Annotated in this window: 14 protein-coding genes; 8 read left to right on the forward strand and 6 right to left on the reverse strand. The window is 74.0% G+C overall.

All coding sequences use genetic code 11. The features are described from left to right. Positions 1 to 205: 205 nt before the first annotated feature. Together BS75_RS28435 and BS75_RS28440 are read right to left on the reverse strand one after the other, a co-directional pair. Positions 206 to 2,020 (reverse strand): AMP-binding protein, encoded by a 1,815-nt coding sequence (locus BS75_RS28435; protein ID WP_081982653.1) that lies wholly within the window; start codon positions 2,018 to 2,020, stop codon positions 206 to 208. Between the two features lie 104 nt (positions 2,021 to 2,124). Beyond that, positions 2,125 to 2,403 (reverse strand): HPr family phosphocarrier protein, encoded by a 279-nt coding sequence (locus BS75_RS28440; RefSeq protein WP_034090296.1) that lies wholly within the window; start codon positions 2,401 to 2,403, stop codon positions 2,125 to 2,127. A gap of 89 nt (positions 2,404 to 2,492) precedes the next feature. Between BS75_RS28440 and BS75_RS28445 the strand changes: the two genes are divergently transcribed. The 4 genes from BS75_RS28445 to BS75_RS28460 all read left to right on the forward strand — a co-directional run bounded on the left by BS75_RS28445 (position 2,493) and on the right by BS75_RS28460 (position 8,288). Next, positions 2,493 to 5,339 carry a bifunctional acetate--CoA ligase family protein/GNAT family N-acetyltransferase gene (locus BS75_RS28445; RefSeq protein ID WP_408022559.1) on the forward strand — a complete coding sequence of 949 codons (2,847 nt, stop codon included), beginning with the start codon at positions 2,493 to 2,495 and terminating at the stop codon, positions 5,337 to 5,339. Between the two features lie 101 nt (positions 5,340 to 5,440). Beyond that, positions 5,441 to 6,043: a DUF5998 family protein gene (locus BS75_RS28450; RefSeq protein ID WP_034090297.1), complete on the forward strand. Its 603-nt coding sequence runs from the start codon at positions 5,441 to 5,443 to the stop codon at positions 6,041 to 6,043. 108 nt (positions 6,044 to 6,151) lie between these two features. Beyond that, positions 6,152 to 7,321 carry an alkaline phosphatase family protein gene (locus BS75_RS28455; protein ID WP_034090298.1) on the forward strand — a complete coding sequence of 390 codons (1,170 nt, stop codon included), beginning with the start codon at positions 6,152 to 6,154 and terminating at the stop codon, positions 7,319 to 7,321. 82 nt (positions 7,322 to 7,403) lie between these two features. Next, positions 7,404 to 8,288 carry a sulfurtransferase gene (locus tag BS75_RS28460; protein ID WP_042436701.1) on the forward strand — a complete coding sequence of 295 codons (885 nt, stop codon included), beginning with the start codon at positions 7,404 to 7,406 and terminating at the stop codon, positions 8,286 to 8,288. 76 nt (positions 8,289 to 8,364) lie between these two features. Here BS75_RS28460 and sepH read toward each other — a convergent pair whose 3' ends face one another. Beyond that, positions 8,365 to 9,492, reverse strand: a complete 1,128-nt coding sequence (gene sepH, locus BS75_RS28465; RefSeq protein ID WP_081982659.1) for a septation protein SepH — start codon at positions 9,490 to 9,492, stop codon at positions 8,365 to 8,367. A 415-nt stretch (positions 9,493 to 9,907) separates the two neighbouring features. On the opposite strand from sepH, the gene BS75_RS28470 reads away from it, so the two are divergent. Then, positions 9,908 to 10,735 (forward strand): hypothetical protein, encoded by an 828-nt coding sequence (locus BS75_RS28470; protein ID WP_156164298.1) that lies wholly within the window; start codon positions 9,908 to 9,910, stop codon positions 10,733 to 10,735. A 40-nt stretch (positions 10,736 to 10,775) separates the two neighbouring features. On the opposite strand, the gene BS75_RS28475 is transcribed toward BS75_RS28470, so the two are convergent. Continuing rightward, the gene (locus tag BS75_RS28475; protein WP_034090300.1) at positions 10,776 to 12,110 is read right to left on the reverse strand and encodes a D-arabinono-1,4-lactone oxidase; all 1,335 of its coding nucleotides are present in this window, start codon (positions 12,108 to 12,110) and stop codon (positions 10,776 to 10,778) included. Further along, a complete protein-coding gene (locus BS75_RS28480) occupies positions 12,073 to 13,311 on the reverse strand; it encodes an MFS transporter (RefSeq protein ID WP_034090301.1) in 1,239 nt (412 codons plus the stop codon). Before BS75_RS28480 ends, BS75_RS28475 begins: the two co-directional genes overlap by 38 nt. A 93-nt stretch (positions 13,312 to 13,404) precedes the next feature. On the opposite strand from BS75_RS28480, the gene BS75_RS28485 reads away from it, so the two are divergent. Next, positions 13,405 to 14,559, forward strand: a complete 1,155-nt coding sequence (locus BS75_RS28485; protein ID WP_034090302.1) for a ferrochelatase — start codon at positions 13,405 to 13,407, stop codon at positions 14,557 to 14,559. Positions 14,560 to 14,645: 86 nt separating this feature from the next. Next, positions 14,646 to 15,455, forward strand: coding sequence for an inositol monophosphatase family protein (locus BS75_RS28490; RefSeq protein ID WP_034093948.1), 810 nt, complete (start codon positions 14,646 to 14,648; stop codon positions 15,453 to 15,455). A gap of 92 nt (positions 15,456 to 15,547) precedes the next feature. Here the strand turns inward: BS75_RS28490 and BS75_RS28495 are convergent, their stop codons facing one another. Next, entirely contained in the window at positions 15,548 to 15,733 is a 186-nt protein-coding gene (locus BS75_RS28495) for a hypothetical protein (RefSeq protein ID WP_034090303.1), read from the reverse strand. Positions 15,734 to 16,104: 371 nt separating this feature from the next. On the opposite strand from BS75_RS28495, the gene BS75_RS28500 reads away from it, so the two are divergent. Beyond that, positions 16,105 to 16,758, forward strand: a complete 654-nt coding sequence (locus BS75_RS28500; RefSeq protein ID WP_034090304.1) for a response regulator transcription factor — start codon at positions 16,105 to 16,107, stop codon at positions 16,756 to 16,758. The last annotated feature ends 4 nt before the right edge of the window (positions 16,759 to 16,762 follow it).

Here is a 16,762-nt window from a genome sequence, read left to right on the forward strand (position 1 = left end):
AACACCTGGGTCGCCCTGGGCCGTGGGCGTATCAGATCATGCCGGAGGGGGGTAGCGCGAGTGGCAGCTCCCCGAAACCGGGGCGGGTAACCGGGTGTTCACACGGGGCGGGAACACCCGCACGAAGAAGGGTCACCCTGGGCGGTGGTGGCACCGGGTTCCGGGGTGACCCTCGTTCGCTTCTCGACCGTCCCGACGAGCGCGGTCAGTCCTTCGGGAAGTCCTCTTCCCAGTACTCGGCCGCGCCCCGCTCGGGCGCCTCCGGGCCGCCGTGGAGGTCGCCCTCGCGGCCGCGCAGCTCCACCCGGCGGATCTTGCCGGAGACCGTCTTCGGCAGCTCGGCGAACTCCAGTCGGCGGACCCGCTTGTAGGGCGAGAGCTGCTGCCGCGCCCAGACCAGGATCGAGCGCGCGGTCTCCGCCGTCGGCTCGTGGCCGGGGGCGAGGGTGACGTACGCCTTCGGCACCGACAGCCGGACCGGGTCCGGCGAGGGGACGACCGCCGACTCGGCCACCGCCGGATGCTCCAGCAGCACGCTCTCCAATTCGAACGGAGAGATCCGATAGTCGGACGACTTGAAGACGTCATCGGTACGGCCCACGAAGGTGAAGTAGCCGTCCGCGTCCCGGAAGGCCACGTCGCCGGTGTGGTAGTGGCCGCCGGCCATGGACTCGGCGTGCCGGGCGGGATCGTCCTGATAGCCCGTCATCAGCCCGAGCGGGGCGCTGTCCAGCGGCAGGCAGAGCTCGCCCTCGACGCCGACCTCGGTCACCACGGCCCCGGTCAGCGGGTCGACCAGGGCCACCTGGTAACCCGGCAGCGGCAGGCCCATCGAGCCCGGCTTGAGCGGCTGCCCGGGGACGTTGCCGATCTGCGCGGTGGTCTCGGTCTGGCCGTAGCCGTCGCGCAGGGTGACCCCCCAGGTGGCGCTGATCCGCTCGATGATCTCCGGGTTCAGCGGCTCGCCCGCCCCGACCAGCTCCCGCAGCGGTGGCTGCCACCCGCTCAGCTCCTCCAGCATCAGCATCCGCCAGACCGTCGGCGGCGCGCAGAAGGAGGTCACCCCGTAGCGGACCATGGCGTCCAGCAGCGGCTTGGCGGAGAAGCGCGGCTGATTGACGATCAGGATCTCCGCGCCCGCGTTCCACGGCGCGAAGAAGTTGCTCCAGGCGTGCTTGGCCCAGCCCGGGGAGGAGACGTTGAGATGGACGTCCCCGGCCCGCAGCCCGATCCAGTACATGGTGGAGAGGTGGCCGACCGGGTAGGAGCGGTGGGTGTGCTGCACCAGTTTCGGGCTGCTGGTGGTGCCGGAGGTGAAGTAGAGCAGCAGTGGGTCCTCGGCCCGGGTCGGCCCGTCCGGGACGAAGGCGGCGTCCTCCTGGCCGCGCGAGTCGGCGTAGGCCAGCCAGCCGGGGACCGGCTCGCCGACGGCGATCCGGGTCCAGTCGCCGTCCAGGCCGGCGAAGCCGACGGTCAGCGCCGACTCGGCGACCACGTGGCGGACCGCGCCCCGGTCCAGCCGGTCGGCCAGGTCGTCCGGGGAGAGGAGGGTGCTCGCCGGGATCACCACCGCGCCCAGCTTGATCGCGGCCAGCATCGTCTCCCACAGCTCCACCCGGTTACCGAGCAGCAGCAGCACCCGGTCGCCGCGCGCCACCCCCTGCGCCCGCAGCCAGTTCGCCAGCCGGTCGGAGCGTCGGCTGAGCTCGGCGAAGGTCAGCGCGGTCTCGTCGCGGACCGTGCCCCCGGCGTCCAGGTCGACCACCCGCAGGCCGACCGCCCGGTTGCCCGCCGCCTCGCGGTCGAACCAGTCCAACGCCCAGTTGAAGTACTCGCCCCCGGGGCGGGGAAAGGCCCGTGCGCCCTCCAGGTCGCCCCGGTGCCGCAGCAGGTGGTCCCTGGCGGCTCTGAACTCGCGGTGCGCGGCCTCCCCAGCCCCGTCGGTACCGGCCCCGTCGGTACCGGGCCCGTCGGTACCGGCCCTGCCGGTACTGGCCGTGCTCGTGCCGTCCGCTGACATGACGTCCCCAATCTCCAGGCCGGCTGCTGTCGGTCCGCTGCACGCTGCCAGCACCGGTGAGCGCAGGTCAAGGGCGACGGGGCAGGCGGGCCGGGCCCGAGGGGTCAGGCCGGGGGCAGCTCGTCCAGGCCCTCGGCGACCAGCTTCGCCAGCCGGTCCAGCGCCGCGTCGGCCCCGTCGGCCTCGGAGGCGAGCACCACCTCGTCGCCGCCGGCCGCGCCGAGGCCGAGCAGCGCCAGCATGGAGGCCGCGTTCACCGGACTGCCGCCGGCCTTGGCGATGGTCACCGGCACGCCCACGGCCCCGGCGGCGCGGACGAAGATGGCGGCGGGACGGGCGTGCAGGCCCTCGGGCCAGCCGACGATGACAGTGCGCTCGGCCATGATGGGTGCCTTTCCACTGGGGTATGGGCTGCTTGCCACCTTGCCCTGTGCTCCGGCCTCCTGCACTCCGAACACGTAACCTGACCTGTGTGCACCCCGCCGAGCCCGCGCCCGACCGGCCCGCAGCGCAGCCCCCGGTCCAGCCCAACGAGGACGGCGCCGCCGCGCCCTTCCACTGGGAGGCCGACATCGTGCTGCGCGACGGCGGCACCGCCCGGGTCCGACCGATCCGACCGGACGACGCCGACCGGCTGGTCGCCTTCTACGCCGGGGTCTCCGACCGGTCCAAGTACTTCCGCTTCTTCGCGCCGTACCCCCGGTTGTCCGAACGCGACGTCCGGCACTTCACCCATCACGACTACGTCAACCGGGTCGGTCTGGCGGCGCTGGTGCGGGACGAGTTCATCGCCACCGTCCGTTTCGACCGGATCGACGAGAACGGCCGGCCCTCCGGCAGCGGGACCGACGCCGAGGTGGCCTTCCTGGTCCAGGACGCGCACCAGGGCCGGGGCATCGCCTCGGCGCTGCTGGAACACATCGCGGCGGTGGCCAGGGAGCGCGGCATCCGCCGCTTCACCGCCGAGGTGCTGCCGGACAACCGCACCATGGGCAAGGTCTTCACCGACGCCGGCTACACCCAGCACCGCAGCTTCGCCGACGGCGTCATGCACTTCGAGCTGGACCTGGAGCCCACCGAGAAGTCGCTGGCGGTGATGCGCTCCCGGGAGCACCGCGCCGAGGCCCACTCCACCCAGCGGCTGCTCGCACCCGGCTCGGTCGCCGTCATCGGCGCCGGACGCCACCCGGCCGGGGTCGGCCGCAGCGTGCTGCGCAACCTGCTCGGCGCCGGGTTCACCGGCCGGCTCTACGCGGTCAACCGCCGGGCCGCCGGCAGCCCGGAGGCCGCAGGCCCGGACGGCGTGGACCGGCTGGACGGGGTTCCGCTGTTCGCCCGGGTCGGCGACATCCCCGAGCCGGTGGACCTGGCCGTGGTCGCGGTCCCGGCCGAGGCCGTCCCCGGCGTGGTCGCCGACTGCGGCGCGCACGGGGTGCAGGGACTGGTGGTGATCACCGCCGGCTACGCCGAGACCGGTGCCGCCGGCCGGGAGCGCCAGCGCGAGCTGGTCCGCCAGGCCCGCGCCGCCGGGATGCGGGTGCTCGGCCCCAACGCCTTCGGGCTGATCAACACCGACCCCGCCATCCGGCTGGACGCCTCGCTCTCGCCCCGGCTGCCGGAGCGGGGACCGCTGGGGGTCTTCAGCCAGTCCGGCGCCATCGGGGCGGCCCTGCTGGAGGCCGCAGACCGGCGCGGCCTGGGGGTCTCCTCCTTCGTCTCGGCCGGCAACCGGGCCGACGTCTCCGGCAACGACCTGCTGCAGTACTGGGAGGAGGACGAGGCCACCCGGGTCGCCGTGCTCTACCTGGAGTCCTTCGGCAACCCGCGCAAGTTCAGCCGGCTCGCCCGGCGGCTCGCGGCGGTCAAGCCGATCGTGGTGATCAAGGGCGGGCGGCACAGCACCAGCATCCCGGCCGGCCACGCCGCCGCGCTGACCCGGATCCCGGACAGCACCGTGGACACCCTCTTCCAGCAGGCCGGGGTGGTCCGGGTGGACACCATCACCGAGCTCTACGACACCGCCGACCTGCTCGCCCACCAGCCCGCGCCGCGCGGCGACCGGATCGCCATCGTCGGCAACTCCGACTCGCTGGGACTGCTCACCCACGACGCCGCCCTCAGCGCCGGACTCCAGCCGCTGCCGCCGCAGGACCTCACCACCGCCGCCACCGCCGAGGACCTGGCCGCCGGCCTCGCCACCGCGATCGAGCGCCCGGACAGCGACGTGGTGATCGCCGTGGTGATCCCGCCGATCGGCACCGACGCCTTCACCGGTGGCGCCGACCGGCCCAGCTTCCCCGGCTCCGGGCTGCTCACCCAGGGGGCCGGGCTGCACGCCGGACTCGGCCTGGGCGCCGAGGCGGCCCACTTCACCGAGGCGCTGCGCACCGCCGCCGGGCAGGCAGCAACGGCCGGCAAGCCGCTGCTGCTGGTCCACCTCGCGCTGCCGGAGCTCGCCTCGGCGCTGCACGGCGCGGTCCCCGGCTACGCCCGGCCGGAGCGCGCGGTCCGGGCCCTGGCCCACACCGTCCGCCGGGCCGCCTGGGTCAGGGACAGCGCCGACCACGGCAGCGTCCCGGAGTTCGAGGACGTCGCCGAGGCTCCCGCCCGCCGACTGGTCGCCGAGGCGCTGACCACCGCCGAGGCCGTGGCGCTGGACGAGGCGGGGGCCGCCGCCCTGCTCGGCCACTACGGCATCCGGGTGCTGCGCAGCCTGCCCGCCGCCGACGAGCTCGGCGCCGCGCTCGCCGCCGAGGAGCTGGGCTACCCGGTCGCGCTCAAGGCGACCGCGCCGCACCTGCGGCACCGGGCCGACCTGGGCTCGGTCCGGCTGGACCTGAAGAACGAACAGGAACTGCGCCGCGCGCACCGGGAGAGCACCGCGCTGCTCGGCGCCGACGCCCGGCTGGTGGTCCAGCCGATGGCCGCCCGGGGCGTCGACACCGCCGTCTCCGCCACGGTCGACCCGGCCGTCGGCGCGATCCTCTCCTTCGGCCTGGCCGGAGCCGCCTCCGAACTGCTGGGCGACGTGGCCCACCGGCTGATCCCGGCCACCGACCGGGAGGTCGCCGGGCTGATCCGGGAGATCAGGGCCGCCCCGCTGCTGTTCGGCTGGCGGGGGGCCGAGCCGGTGGACACCGACGCCCTGGAGGAGCTGCTGCTGCGGGTCTCCCAGCTGGTCGACGACGTCCCCGAGGTCGCGGCGGTGGAGCTGGAACCGGTGGTGGTGGCCCCGCACGGGCTGGCCGTGCTGGGCGCGGCGGTCCGGCTGGCGGTGCTCCCCGCCCGCACCGACCTGGGCCCGCGCGCGCTGGGCTGAGCGGCCGGTCCCCGACCCCGCTGCGCGGCCGAACAGATCATCGACAACCCAGTAGCGGCACGGTGGCGCACACTGTCACCGGTCCGTGCCAGGATGGAGTCATGGCGAAGACCGGTATGACCACCACCCAGGGGCTGCGCTCCGCGATCGAACGCAGCGGCTACTATCCGACCCTCGTCAGCGAGGCCGTCGAGTCGGCCGTCGGCGCCGAGCCCGTCTCCGCCTTCCTGGTCCACCAGGAGACCACCTTCGACGCCAACGAGGTCCGCCGGCACGTCACCGTGCTGGTGCTGACCGACGGCCGGTTCATCGTCAGCCACACCGACGAGCAGGGCGCCGACGACACCTCGCCGGTGCCGTACGCGACCACCTCCACCGAGAGCGTCCGCGTCGACCGGATCTCCTCGGTCGTGGTCAGCCGGGTCGTGGCCAACCCCGAGACCTACACCCGGGGCACCCTGCCGCGCGAGGTCGTCCTCACCATCGGCTGGGGCGCGGTCTCCCGGATCGATCTGGAGCCCGCCGCCTGCGGTGACCCCAACTGCGAGGCCGACCACGGCTACACCGGCTCCTCGACCGCCGACGACCTGTCGCTGCGGGTCAGCGAGGCCGGCGACGGTCCGGAGACCGTCGCCCAGGCCCTGACCTTCGCCCATGCGCTCACCGAGGCCACGGTGGCGGCGGGCTCGGGCGCGGCCGGCTGACCCGACCGGGTCCCGCCGCCGAAGCATCCGCCCCCGATACCACCTGCGCCCGAACCACCTGCGCCTGAACCACCTGCGCCTGAACCACCTGCCCCGAATGAAGAGCCGATGACCCACACCGCCCCGACGCTCGACCCGGCCACCGCGCCCGCACCCGCCTACGGCAGCGCCTCGCTGGCCGACCTGCTGCCCGCCGTGGCCGCCGGGCTGGGGGTCGCCGGGCTGCCGCCGACCGGACTGGCGCTGCCGCCCGCCGACCGGGTCTGCGTCTTCCTGGTGGACGGCCTGGGCTGGGAGCTGCTGCGGGCGCACCCGGACGAGGCGCCCTTCCTCAACTCGCTGGCGCCCAGCTCGCTCGGGGGCAGCGGCCGGCCGCTGACGGCCGGATTCCCGGCCACCACCGCGACCAGCCTGGCGTCCGTCGGCACCGGCCTGCCGCCCGGCGCGCACGGCCTCGCCGGGTACACCGTGCGGATACCGGGCGACCGGCGGCTGATGAACCAGCTCCGCTGGCAGCCGCACGTGAACCCGCGCAGCTGGCAGCCGCACCCCACCGTCTTCCAGCTCGCGGACCGGGCCGGGGTGGCGACCTATCAGGTCTCCTCGCCCAAGTTCCAGTTCACCCCGCTGACCGAGGTCGCCCTCTCCGGCGGCCAGTTCATCGGCCGGCTCTCCGGCGAGGACCGGATGGACCTCGCCGCCGACCGGCTGGCCTCCGCCGACCGCGCGCTGGTCTACACCTACTACAGCGAGCTGGACGCCATGGGCCACCGCTACGGCGTCCACTCCGACGCCTGGCGCGGTCAGCTGATGCTGGTCGACCGGCTCGCCCAGCGGCTGGCCGAGCAGCTGCCGCCGCGTTCGGTGCTCTATGTCACCGGCGACCACGGCATGGTCGACATCGCCCCGGGGGACCGGGTGGACTTCGACGAGGATCCTGAGCTGCGGGCCGGGGTGCTGCTGCTCGGCGGTGAGGGCCGGGCCCGGCACGTCTACGCCCACCCGGGCGCGGCGGCCGACGTCCACGCCGTCTGGAGCGAGCGGCTGGGCGCGCAGATGTGGGTCGCCACCCGCGACCGGGCCATCGAGGCCGGCTGGTTCGGCCCGGTGGTCGAGGACCGGGTCTACGAGCGGATCGGCGACGTGGTCGCGGTGGCGCAGGCCGACATGGCGGTGATCGCGAGCCGCCGCGAGCCGGGCGAGTCCGCGATGATCGGCCTGCACGGCTCGATGACCGCCTCGGAGCAGTTGGTCCCGCTGCTGGAGTACCGCCGCTGAGCGCTCCGGCGCGCCCCCTACCGGACCCCTACCCGGCCCGGAACTCCCGCTCCGGGTGGCTGCTTCCGCCAGAATGGCCGCCATGGAGACCACCAGCAGTAAGCCGAGCAGCACCACGCTGATCACCGCCGCCGAACTGTCCGCCGCGCTCGCGGGGGAGCACCCGCCCGCCGTCCTGGACGTCCGCTGGCAGCTCGGCGGCCCTCCCGGCATCGAGGACTACGCGGCCGGCCACGTGCCGGGCGCGCACTTCCTGGCCCTGGACACCGACCTCGCCGCCGCGCCCGTCCCCGCCCCGGGCGTCGGCGGCCGGCACCCGCTGCCCGACCCGGAACTGCTCGGCGCGGCGCTGCGCCGGGCCGGGGTCTCGGCCGACCGGGAGGTGGTGGTCCTGGACGCGGCCACCTCCGCCGCCGCGGCCCGCGCCTGGTGGCTGCTGCGCTGGGCGGGGCACCGCCGGGTCCGGGTGCTGGACGGCGGCCTGGCCGCCTGGACCGCCGCCGGGCTGCCGCTGGAGCAGTCCGCCCCGGCCGCCGGGGCGGGCGACTTCGTCCCGGTCCCGGGCGCGCTGCCGGTGCTGGACGCGGACGGCGCGGCGGCGCTGGCCCGGACCGGCGTGCTGCTGGACGCCCGCGCGGGCGAGCGCTACCGGGGCGAGACCGAGCCGATGGACACCAAGGCCGGGCACATCCCGGGCGCCCTGAGCGCCCCCACCCTGGACAACCTGCGGCCGGACGGACGGTTCCTCCCGGCCGGGGTGCTGGCCGAGCGCTTCGCCGCACTCGGGGTGAAGCCCGGCGCCGAGTCGGCCGAGACCGTCGGCGTCTACTGCGGTTCGGGCGTCACCGCCGCCCACGAGCTGCTGGCGCTGCACCTGGCCGGGGTCGACGGTGCGCTCTACCCGGGCTCCTGGAGCGAGTGGTCCGGCACCGACCGGCCGGTCGCGACCGGCCCCGAGCAGGGCTGACGACCGCGCGGAAACGCCGCTGCCCACCGTCCTCGCCGGACGGTGGGCAGCGGCACATCGATGGGGTGAGCGAACGTCACTCCTGTTTCTTGCGGCGGGTGCCGAACACGATCTCGTCCCAACTCGGCACCGCCGCGCGGCGACCGGGGCGGACGCCGTCGGCCTCGGCCTGCCGGTCGGTGCTGCCGATCAGCCGGTCGCGGTGCGGGGAGGCGGCGCGCGGCATCAGGATGTCGGCGTAGGCGGAGCCCGCCCCCACGGCTGCCGCCGGGGCCTCGGGCTCGACCGGTTCGTCCTCCACCGGCTGGGTGCCCTGCGAGGGCACGACATCCATCAGCCCGGTCAACGGCTCGCGCTCGGCGGTCACCGGGACGGCGGCAGCGGCGGCCACCGCCGGCGGTTCCACCAGCCGCTCGGGTACATGACGGTCCGGCACATGACGCTCCGGCACATGGCGTTCCGGCGGGGCCATCCGCTCCGCCGGGCCCATCCGGCCGGCCGGGGGCCGCTCCGGGGCCAGCGGGCGCATGCCCATGCCCCGGTCGGCTCCGGGCAGTCGGGCGATCCTCGGCACGAACGGGAAGGTCGGCTCCTCGCCGCCGCGCTCCTGCGGTTCGCCGATCAGCGCCCGGGCCTCGTCGTCGATCGGCTGCACCAGCCGGCGCGGCGGGTCGTAGGTCCAGCGCGCCTGCTGCTGAAGGCCGTCGGCGCGGAACTGGAGCACGATCTCCCAGGTGTTGTCGTCCCGTCGCCAGGAGTCCCACACCGTGCTGTCCTTCTCCGCGCCGCGCAGCAGCAGCCGCTCCGAGACGGCGTCGCCGAGCTGCGGTCCGGTGCTCTCGCCCTGGCGGCGGACGGTGGTCTTACGGGCGCGCTCGGCCATGAAGGCGCGTTCGGCCAGGACCGGGCCCTCGAAGCGGCGCACCCGCTCCACCGAGATCCCGGCGAGCTGGGCGACCTCCTCGGCGCTGGCGCCGGCCCTGATCCGGGCCTGGATGTCGCGGGGACGCAGATGGCTCTCGACGTCGATCTGGCCCAGCCTGGGCCGGTCGCCGCGTACGGCGGCGCGCAACCGCTCATCAATCGGAAGGAAGTATTCCGTCGAGTCGGCGGCCTTGAGCACCAGTCGTGAGCCGTCATTGCTGACGGCTACGACACGCAGTTCGGGCACGGTTACCTCCCGGGTGGTGCCTGCCGACGTCACCTGCGTCGCTGCTCCCGTAACGAGTGTGGCCTGCCGACGGGCGGCGGGCCACAACATTGCAGAGTTACCCGGTGTGTCGGCTCTTATCCGCGACCCACCGTTATGGCACGGTTACCTCTTTGCGCCACCGGCTCTCGGCGGTGCATGTCCTACCCCGGTCGCAAGTGAGTGCACGCCGAAGCGGCCCGCAGTCAGGCTCCACGAACGGTACTCCATTTGTGGCACCCAGGTGTGGTGGCTCACGACTCAAGTCTCTCCTGAATCGCCGGATTCTCAAGGGTCGCCACTCCGACGGCGGTCGACCGAACGGCGGACAGTGATCATCTTCACATTTTCCACCCCGACCGAACCGGACATTTCTTCGATCGGTCCCTCTTCCTGCAGGATGGGAAAAGTCGTACATGGAGGGGCATTGGTGCAGAAATCGGAAGAAGTGGCGCGTCCGGCCCGGCGCCGGACCCTCGATCTGAGCGTCACCCAGGTGGCAGCGAGCGCGCTGGCGGCCGTGGTGGGCGCGGTGCTGGCGTCCGAACTCGGGGTCTACGGGACGATCATCGGCGCCGCGGTGGTGAGCACCGGCGCGACCGTCGGCAGCGCCCTCTTCCAGCACCTGTTCCGGCGGACCGGGGAGCAGCTGCGCGATCTGGCGACCTCCGGGCCGGTGCGGCCGGTGTCGGCCGTGCCCTTCGAGCAGCCTCCGGCCGACTTCGACCCCTTCGACCCGGGCGGCGAGCGGACCCGGATGATGGCGGCGCTGGCCCCGCCGGTCCCGGTCGACTCGGTCGCGGTCTACCGGGGCCGGACCACCTGGCGGCCGAAGGGGTGGAAGACCTACGCACTGATGGGTGTGCTGGTCTTCGGCCTGGCCATGGGCACGGTGACGGTGGTCGAACTGGTGGCGGGCAAGCCGGTGGCGGCGATCGTCAGGAACGAGCCGGGCAGCGGCACCTCCTTCGGCGGCGGCTCGGTGGAGCACGGCTCCGGCGGCTCCGGCCGGACCGACCCGGCCACGGTGCCGTCCACCACGCCCTCCGGCCCGGCCGGCGGCGGCGAGCCCTCCTCCGGCGCGAGCAGCGGGCCGAGCGACGGCCCGAGCGACGGCGCGAGCCCGACGCCGAGCAGCACCCCCAGTGGGAGCCCGCAGCCGTCGCACTCCGCCTCGGCGACCCCCTCCGACGGCCCGACGGCCGGCGCCGGGGAGGCCGTCGGCGCCGACCCGTCCACCACGCCGACGGCCGGCTGAGGCGGGGGCGACCCGGGCGCCGGGGTTCGGCTGCCGGGGCTCAGTCGCCGAGAACGCGCCGCAGGTAGTCGTTGCCGAAGCGGCGCTCCGGGTCGACCTTGTCGCGCAGCGCGGTGAAGTCCGCGAAGTGCGGGTAGTGCTCGGCCAGGTAGGCCGCGTCCCGGGTGTGCAGCTTGCCCCAGTGCGGACGGCCCCGGTGCGCCGTCATGAGCTTCTCGACCTCGGTGAAGTAGCCCTGCTCCCGGGTGCCCCGGTAGAGGTGCACGGCGATGTAGGCGGTGTCGCGGCCGTTGGCGGTCGACAGCCAGACGTCGTCGGCGGGGGCGACCCTGACCTCGACCGGGAAGCTGATCTGCCAGTCGCTGCGCTCCACCAGCGACTTCAGCTCCCGGAGCACGGTGGTGGCGGCCTCGCGCGGGACCGCGTACTCCATCTCGACGAAGCGCACCCGGCGCGGGCTGGTGAAGACCTTGTAGGAGGTGTCCGTGTAACTGCGCTCGGACCAGGCCTTGCTGGCGATCTTCGCGATGCCGGGGACGGCCTTCGGGAACCGCCGGCCGACCCGGCAGGCGCCCTCCCAGACGGTGTTGGAGAGGAAGTCGTCGTCCAGCCAGTGCTTGAAGGCGGGCAGCGGCGCGGCCGGGCCCGCGCTGCGGTTGTTGGCCTTGGTGCTGCAGCCCTCGGTGTGCGGGAACCAGTAGAACTCGAAGTGCTCGTTCTCGGTGGTCAGCTCCTCGAAGCGGTCGAGCACCTCGTCGAAGACCATCGGCTGCTCCCGCGCGGTCAGCAGGAAGGCCGGCTCGACGCCGAAGGTGATCGCACTGACCACGCCGAGCGCGCCGAGGCCGAGCCGGGCCCCGGCGAACAGCTCCGGGTTCTCGGTCGGCGAGCAGGTGGTGACCGTGCCGTCGGCCAGCACCAGCTCCAGGCCCCGGATCTGGGCCGAGATCGAGGCCGAGTCGCGCCCGGTGCCGTGGGTGCCGGTGCCGGTCGCGCCGGCCACGGTCTGCACCATGATGTCGCCCATGTTGGTGAGCGCCAGCCCGGCGTACTCCAGCAGCAGGTTCAGCCGCTCCAGCGGCAGCCCCGACTCGACGGTGACCGTGCCGCCCCGGTGGTCGACCTCGCGGACGGCGGTCAGCCGGTCCGGCCGGACCAGCACACCGTCGGTGACGGCTATCGAGGTGAACGAGTGCCCGGCGCCGACGGCCTTGACCGGCAGCCCGTCCGCGGCGGCCGAGCGGACCGCCGCGGCCAGTTCCTCCACCGAGCCGGGGGAGACGCTGCGGCGCGGCCGGGCGCTCTGGTTGCCGGCCCAGTTGCTCCAGGCGGTCCCGCTACCCGGGCTGGTGCTGCCGCTGCTGCTCGTCGACATGCGCACGCTCCTGCTGTTCCGGCGCCGACCGCAGTCGGCGTGCCCCGAGGAACGCCGTGACCGCGGCGAGGGCGGCAGCGGCCACGGTCACCCGGAAGCCGGCCGATGCCCCCGCGCCGTCCACCACCCAGCCGGCCGCCGAGGAGCCCAGGGCCACGCCGACGGCGAGCCCGGTGGTGGTCCAGGTCATCCCCTCGGTGAGCTTGGAGGCGGGGACGATCCGTTCCACCAGCCCCATGGTGGTGACCATGGTCGGGGAGATGGACAACCCGGCGACGAACAGGGCCAACGCCAGGGCCACGAGGTTCTTCACGAATAGGAGGGGCAGCATACTCACCGTCATGCAGATGATCCCCACCAGGAACCTCCTGGACAAGGGTCCGTGCAGCTTCAGCGTCCCGAAGACGATTCCGGCGATGCAGGAGCCGAGCGCGTAGACCGCCAGGACCAGGCTGGACATCGCCTTGTGGTGCAGGTGGTCGGCGAAGGCCACGGTCACCACGTCCACCGAGCCGAAGACCGCGCCGACGCCGACGAAGGTCAGCACCAGCACCCACAGTCCGGGGGTGCGGATGGCGGAGGTCCCGCGGCCCTGCTGGACCGTCGGGTGCAGTGGCGGCTCGGTGCCCCGCTGGACGGCGAACAGCGCCACCCCGGACGCCAGGCAGACCATCGCCACCAGTGGCCCGGCCTCGGGAAAGGCGGCCGTGCACAGTCCCACCGAGAGGATCGGGCCGATGATGAAGACGATCTCGTCCACCACCGACTCGAACGAGTAGGCGGTGTGGAGCTGCGCCGAGCCCCGGTAGATCAGCGCCCAGCGGGCCCGCACCAGCGAGCCCATGCTCGGCATGCAGCCGGCCACCGAGGCGGCGGCGAAGAGCGTCCAGTCGGGTGCGTCCCAGCGGGCGCAGAGCAGCAGCGCGCCCATGGCCAGCACGGTCACCCCGGTCGCCCGGAGGATCACCCGGCTCTGCCCGAACCGGTCCACCAGCCGGGAGACCTGCGGCCCCAGCACCGCCGAGGAGAGCGCCAGCGTCGCCGACACCGCACCGGCCAGTCCGTAGTCGCCGCGGAGGGTGGACAGCATGGTGACGATCCCGATGCCGGTCATCGACAGCGGCATCCGCGATATGAATCCGGCGGCGGAGAAGCCGAGGCTTCCGGGCGCGTCGAAGATCCGGCGGTAGGTGGACAGCACAAGAGCTCCGTAAGGTACATGGCTAACTTACACAGCTTACGTGCGGTGGCAACGCATTTCACGAGGCCTTTTCCCGGTGGCAGGATCGGTGCCATGTCATACGCGCCTGTCCCGAACGCCGCCCCCTACGACGCCCTGCTGCTGCTCTCCTTCGGCGGTCCGGAGGGCCCCGAGGACGTGGTGCCGTTCCTGGAGAACGTCACCCGGGGGCGGGGCATCCCCCGGGAGCGGCTGGCCGAGGTCGGCCAGCACTACTTCCTGTTCGGCGGGGTCAGCCCGATCAACGAGCAGAACCGCGAGCTGCTGGACGCGTTGCGGACGGACTTCGCCGGGCACGGCCTCGACCTGCCGGTCTACTGGGGCAACCGGAACTGGGCCCCGTACCTGGCGGACACCCTGCGCGAGATCGCGGCGGCGGGCCACCGGCGGCTGCTGGTGCTGGCCACCAGCGCCTACGCCAACTACTCGGGCTGCCGGCAGTACCGGGAGAACCTGGCGGGCGCGCTGACCGGGCTCCGGGCCGAGGGTGCGCCCGGCGCCGAGGGGCTGCGGGTGGACCTGCTGCGCCGCTTCTACAACCACCCCGGCTTCGTCGGGCCGATGATCGAGAACACCCTGGCCGCGCTGGCGGAGCTGCCCGAGGGCGTGCGCGCGGGCGCGCGGCTGGCGTTCACCACCCACTCGATCCCCACCGCGCTGGCGGACAGCTCGGGCGCCCCCGGCGACCCGGCCCGGGGCGAGCCCGGCGGCGCCTACGTCGCCCAGCACCTGGAGGTGGCCCGGCTGGTCGCCGAGGCGGTGGCCGAGGCCACCGGCGTCGCCGACCGGCCCTGGGAGCTGGTCTACCAGAGCCGCAGCGGCGCCCCGCACATCCCGTGGCTGGAACCCGACATCTGCGAGCACCTGGCGGCGGTCCACGCCGAGGGCGCCGAGGCCGTGGTGATGGTGCCGATCGGCTTCGTCTCCGACCACATGGAGGTCAGGTTCGACCTCGACACCCAGGCCCGGGAGGAGGCCGAGAAGCTGGGGCTGCCGGTCTCCCGGGCCCGGACCGTCGGCGCCGACCCGCGCTTCGCCGCCGCCGTCCGCGAGCTGGTGCTGGAGCGCGCCGCCTCGTCCCGCGGCGAGCGGCCGGAGCGCTGCGCGCTGGGTAGGCTCGGAGCCGGTCACGACCTGTGCCCGGTCGGCTGCTGCCCGGCGGCGCGCAACGCCGCCCCGGCGGCGGCCGGCGCGGACTGGACCGACTGACCGCCCAGCCGCCCGACCGCCAGACCGACCGCCAGACCGACCGCCCGACCGGACCCGACCGACCGTTTCGCCTGAGAGGCCGTCAGATGACCACGCTCCAGCAGGAACTGCTCGATCTCGCCCTCGAAGCCGCGGGCCTGGCCGGGGCGCTGCTGCGCGACGGCCGACCGGAGGACCTGGGCGTGGCCGCGACCAAGTCCAGCTCGGTGGACGTGGTCACCGAGATGGACCTCGCGGCCGAGAAGCTGATCACCGAGCTGATCGCCGACCGCCGTCCGGCGGACGGGTTGCTCGGCGAGGAGGGCGCGGCGGTGGCGGGCAGCTCCGGCGTGCGCTGGGTGATCGACCCGCTCGACGGCACCGTCAACTACCTCTACGGGCTGCCCGCGTGGTCGGTGAGCATCGCCGCCGAGCTGGACGGCGCGACCGTGGTCGGCGTGGTCGCGGTGCCCTCGCGCGGCGAGACGGTGCGCGCCGTGCTGGGGGGCGGGGCGTTCCTGGACGACGGACGGCGGGACCGGCGGCTCGCCTGCCGCCCGGCACCGCCGATGGAGCGGGCGCTGATCGGTACCGGCTTCGGCTACCTGCGTGAACGCCGGGTCCAGCAGGCGGAGGTGGCAAGGGAGTTGATCCCGCGGCTGCGGGACATCCGGCGCGGTGGCTCGGCGGCGATCGATCTCTGCGACGTGGCCGCCGGGCGGTTGGACGGCTACTACGAGCGCGGACTGCAGCCGTGGGACCACGCCGCGGGGGTGCTGATCGCGAGCGAGGCGGGCGCCCTGGTCGGCGGCCGGCCCGGCGCGGCCCCCTCCGGGGAGCTGACCGTGGCGGCGGCGGCCGGGCTGTTCGAACCCCTGCAGCAGGCGCTGGAGGAACTGGGGGCGTGGCACGACTGAGGTCAGTGCGCCACACCCCGCGCCCGTGGCGTCCCCCGGACCTCAGCGAGCGGGTCCGGGGCGTGCAGGTCGGAGTAGGACGGCAGCTCCGGTCAGGCCGCGGTGCGCGGCATCAGTACGTTGACCGGGATGCCGTGCTCGGCGGCGAGGCGGTGCAGGTCGTCGAGCTCGGACTGCTCGACCTCGGCCAGGAAGTCGTCCCCCGACTCCCGGGCGGTGCGCAGATCCAGTTCGGCTTTCCTTATGCGTTGCAGAATGCCGGCGGTGAAGGCGTCCATAGCAAGACCCCCTTGCTGTGTGTCGGGCGACCCCGGGCGGAGCCCAGTGCGGATCGGTCGCACGGCGGGCGGGTGCGAACCCACGCGGCGGAGCATGCGTGATCGCGGGTGTACAGACCGTCCTCCCCCCGCCCGTGCGGAGGGAAACCTCGGAAACCATGGGAATTCCGGCTTCCGCCCGGACCCCGCCGGCGCCCCCCGGCGCACGCTTTTCGGCCACTGCCGCCCGGCCGTCGCCTCCACCGGCCTGCTTACCACTGCTTTATCCGCCGAGGAGGCAGGATGGACAGGCACCAAGAGTGCCCAGGACCTGGGCGCCGCGCCCCTCCCAGGCCCCGGTCCGGGGGGACATCTGTGAAGGGACCACTCCGTTGCGGGTTCTTGTGGTCGAGGACGAGCAGCTGCTCGCCGACGCCGTCGCCACCGGCCTCCGTCGGGAGGCCATGGCCGTGGACGTGGTCTACGACGGCCAGGCCGCCCTGGACCGGATCGGGGTGAACGAGTACGACGTGGTCGTGCTGGACCGCGACCTGCCGCTGGTCCACGGCGACGACGTGCTGCGCGGCATCATCGACGAGGGGCTGGCGACCCGGGTGCTGATGCTCACCGCCGCCAGCGACATCAGCGACCGGGTGGAGGGCCTGGAGCTGGGCGCCGACGACTACCTGCCCAAGCCGTTCGCCTTCAGCGAACTGGTGGCCCGGGTCCGCGCCCTCGGCCGCCGGGCGACCACCCCGCTGCCGCCGGTGCTGGAGCGCGCCGGGATCACCCTCGACCCGGGCCGCCGGGAGGTGCTGCGGGACGGCAACCCGGTCGCGCTGGCGCCCAAGGAGTTCGCGGTGCTGGAGGTGCTGATGCGGGCCGGCGGCGCGGTGGTCTCCGCCGAGCAGCTGCTGGAGAAGGCCTGGGACGAGCACACCGACCCGTTCACCAACGTGGTCCGGGTGACCGTGATGACGCTGCGCCGCAAGCTCGGCGAGCCGCCGGTGATCGTCACCGTGCCCGGTTCGGGATACCGGGTCTGACACC

The organism is Streptacidiphilus albus JL83 (assembly GCF_000744705.1).
Taxonomy (GTDB): Bacteria; Actinomycetota; Actinomycetes; order Streptomycetales; family Streptomycetaceae; genus Streptacidiphilus; species Streptacidiphilus albus.

Excerpts from the sequence above, each read along its gene's own strand:
- BS75_RS28435 (WP_081982653.1), bottom strand. The coding sequence starts at position 2,020 with ATGTCAGCGGACGGCACGAGCACGGCCAGTACCGGCAGGGCCGGTACC.
- BS75_RS28440 (WP_034090296.1), bottom strand. The coding sequence starts at position 2,403 with ATGGCCGAGCGCACTGTCATCGTCGGCTGGCCCGAGGGCCTGCACGCC.
- BS75_RS28450 (WP_034090297.1), top strand. The coding sequence starts at position 5,441 with ATGGCGAAGACCGGTATGACCACCACCCAGGGGCTGCGCTCCGCGATC.
- BS75_RS28455 (WP_034090298.1), top strand. The coding sequence starts at position 6,152 with ATGACCCACACCGCCCCGACGCTCGACCCGGCCACCGCGCCCGCACCC.
- BS75_RS28460 (WP_042436701.1), top strand. The coding sequence starts at position 7,404 with ATGGAGACCACCAGCAGTAAGCCGAGCAGCACCACGCTGATCACCGCC.
- BS75_RS28475 (WP_034090300.1), bottom strand. The coding sequence starts at position 12,110 with ATGTCGACGAGCAGCAGCGGCAGCACCAGCCCGGGTAGCGGGACCGCC.
- BS75_RS28485 (WP_034090302.1), top strand. The coding sequence starts at position 13,405 with ATGTCATACGCGCCTGTCCCGAACGCCGCCCCCTACGACGCCCTGCTG.
- BS75_RS28490 (WP_034093948.1), top strand. The coding sequence starts at position 14,646 with ATGACCACGCTCCAGCAGGAACTGCTCGATCTCGCCCTCGAAGCCGCG.
- BS75_RS28495 (WP_034090303.1), bottom strand. The coding sequence starts at position 15,733 with ATGGACGCCTTCACCGCCGGCATTCTGCAACGCATAAGGAAAGCCGAA.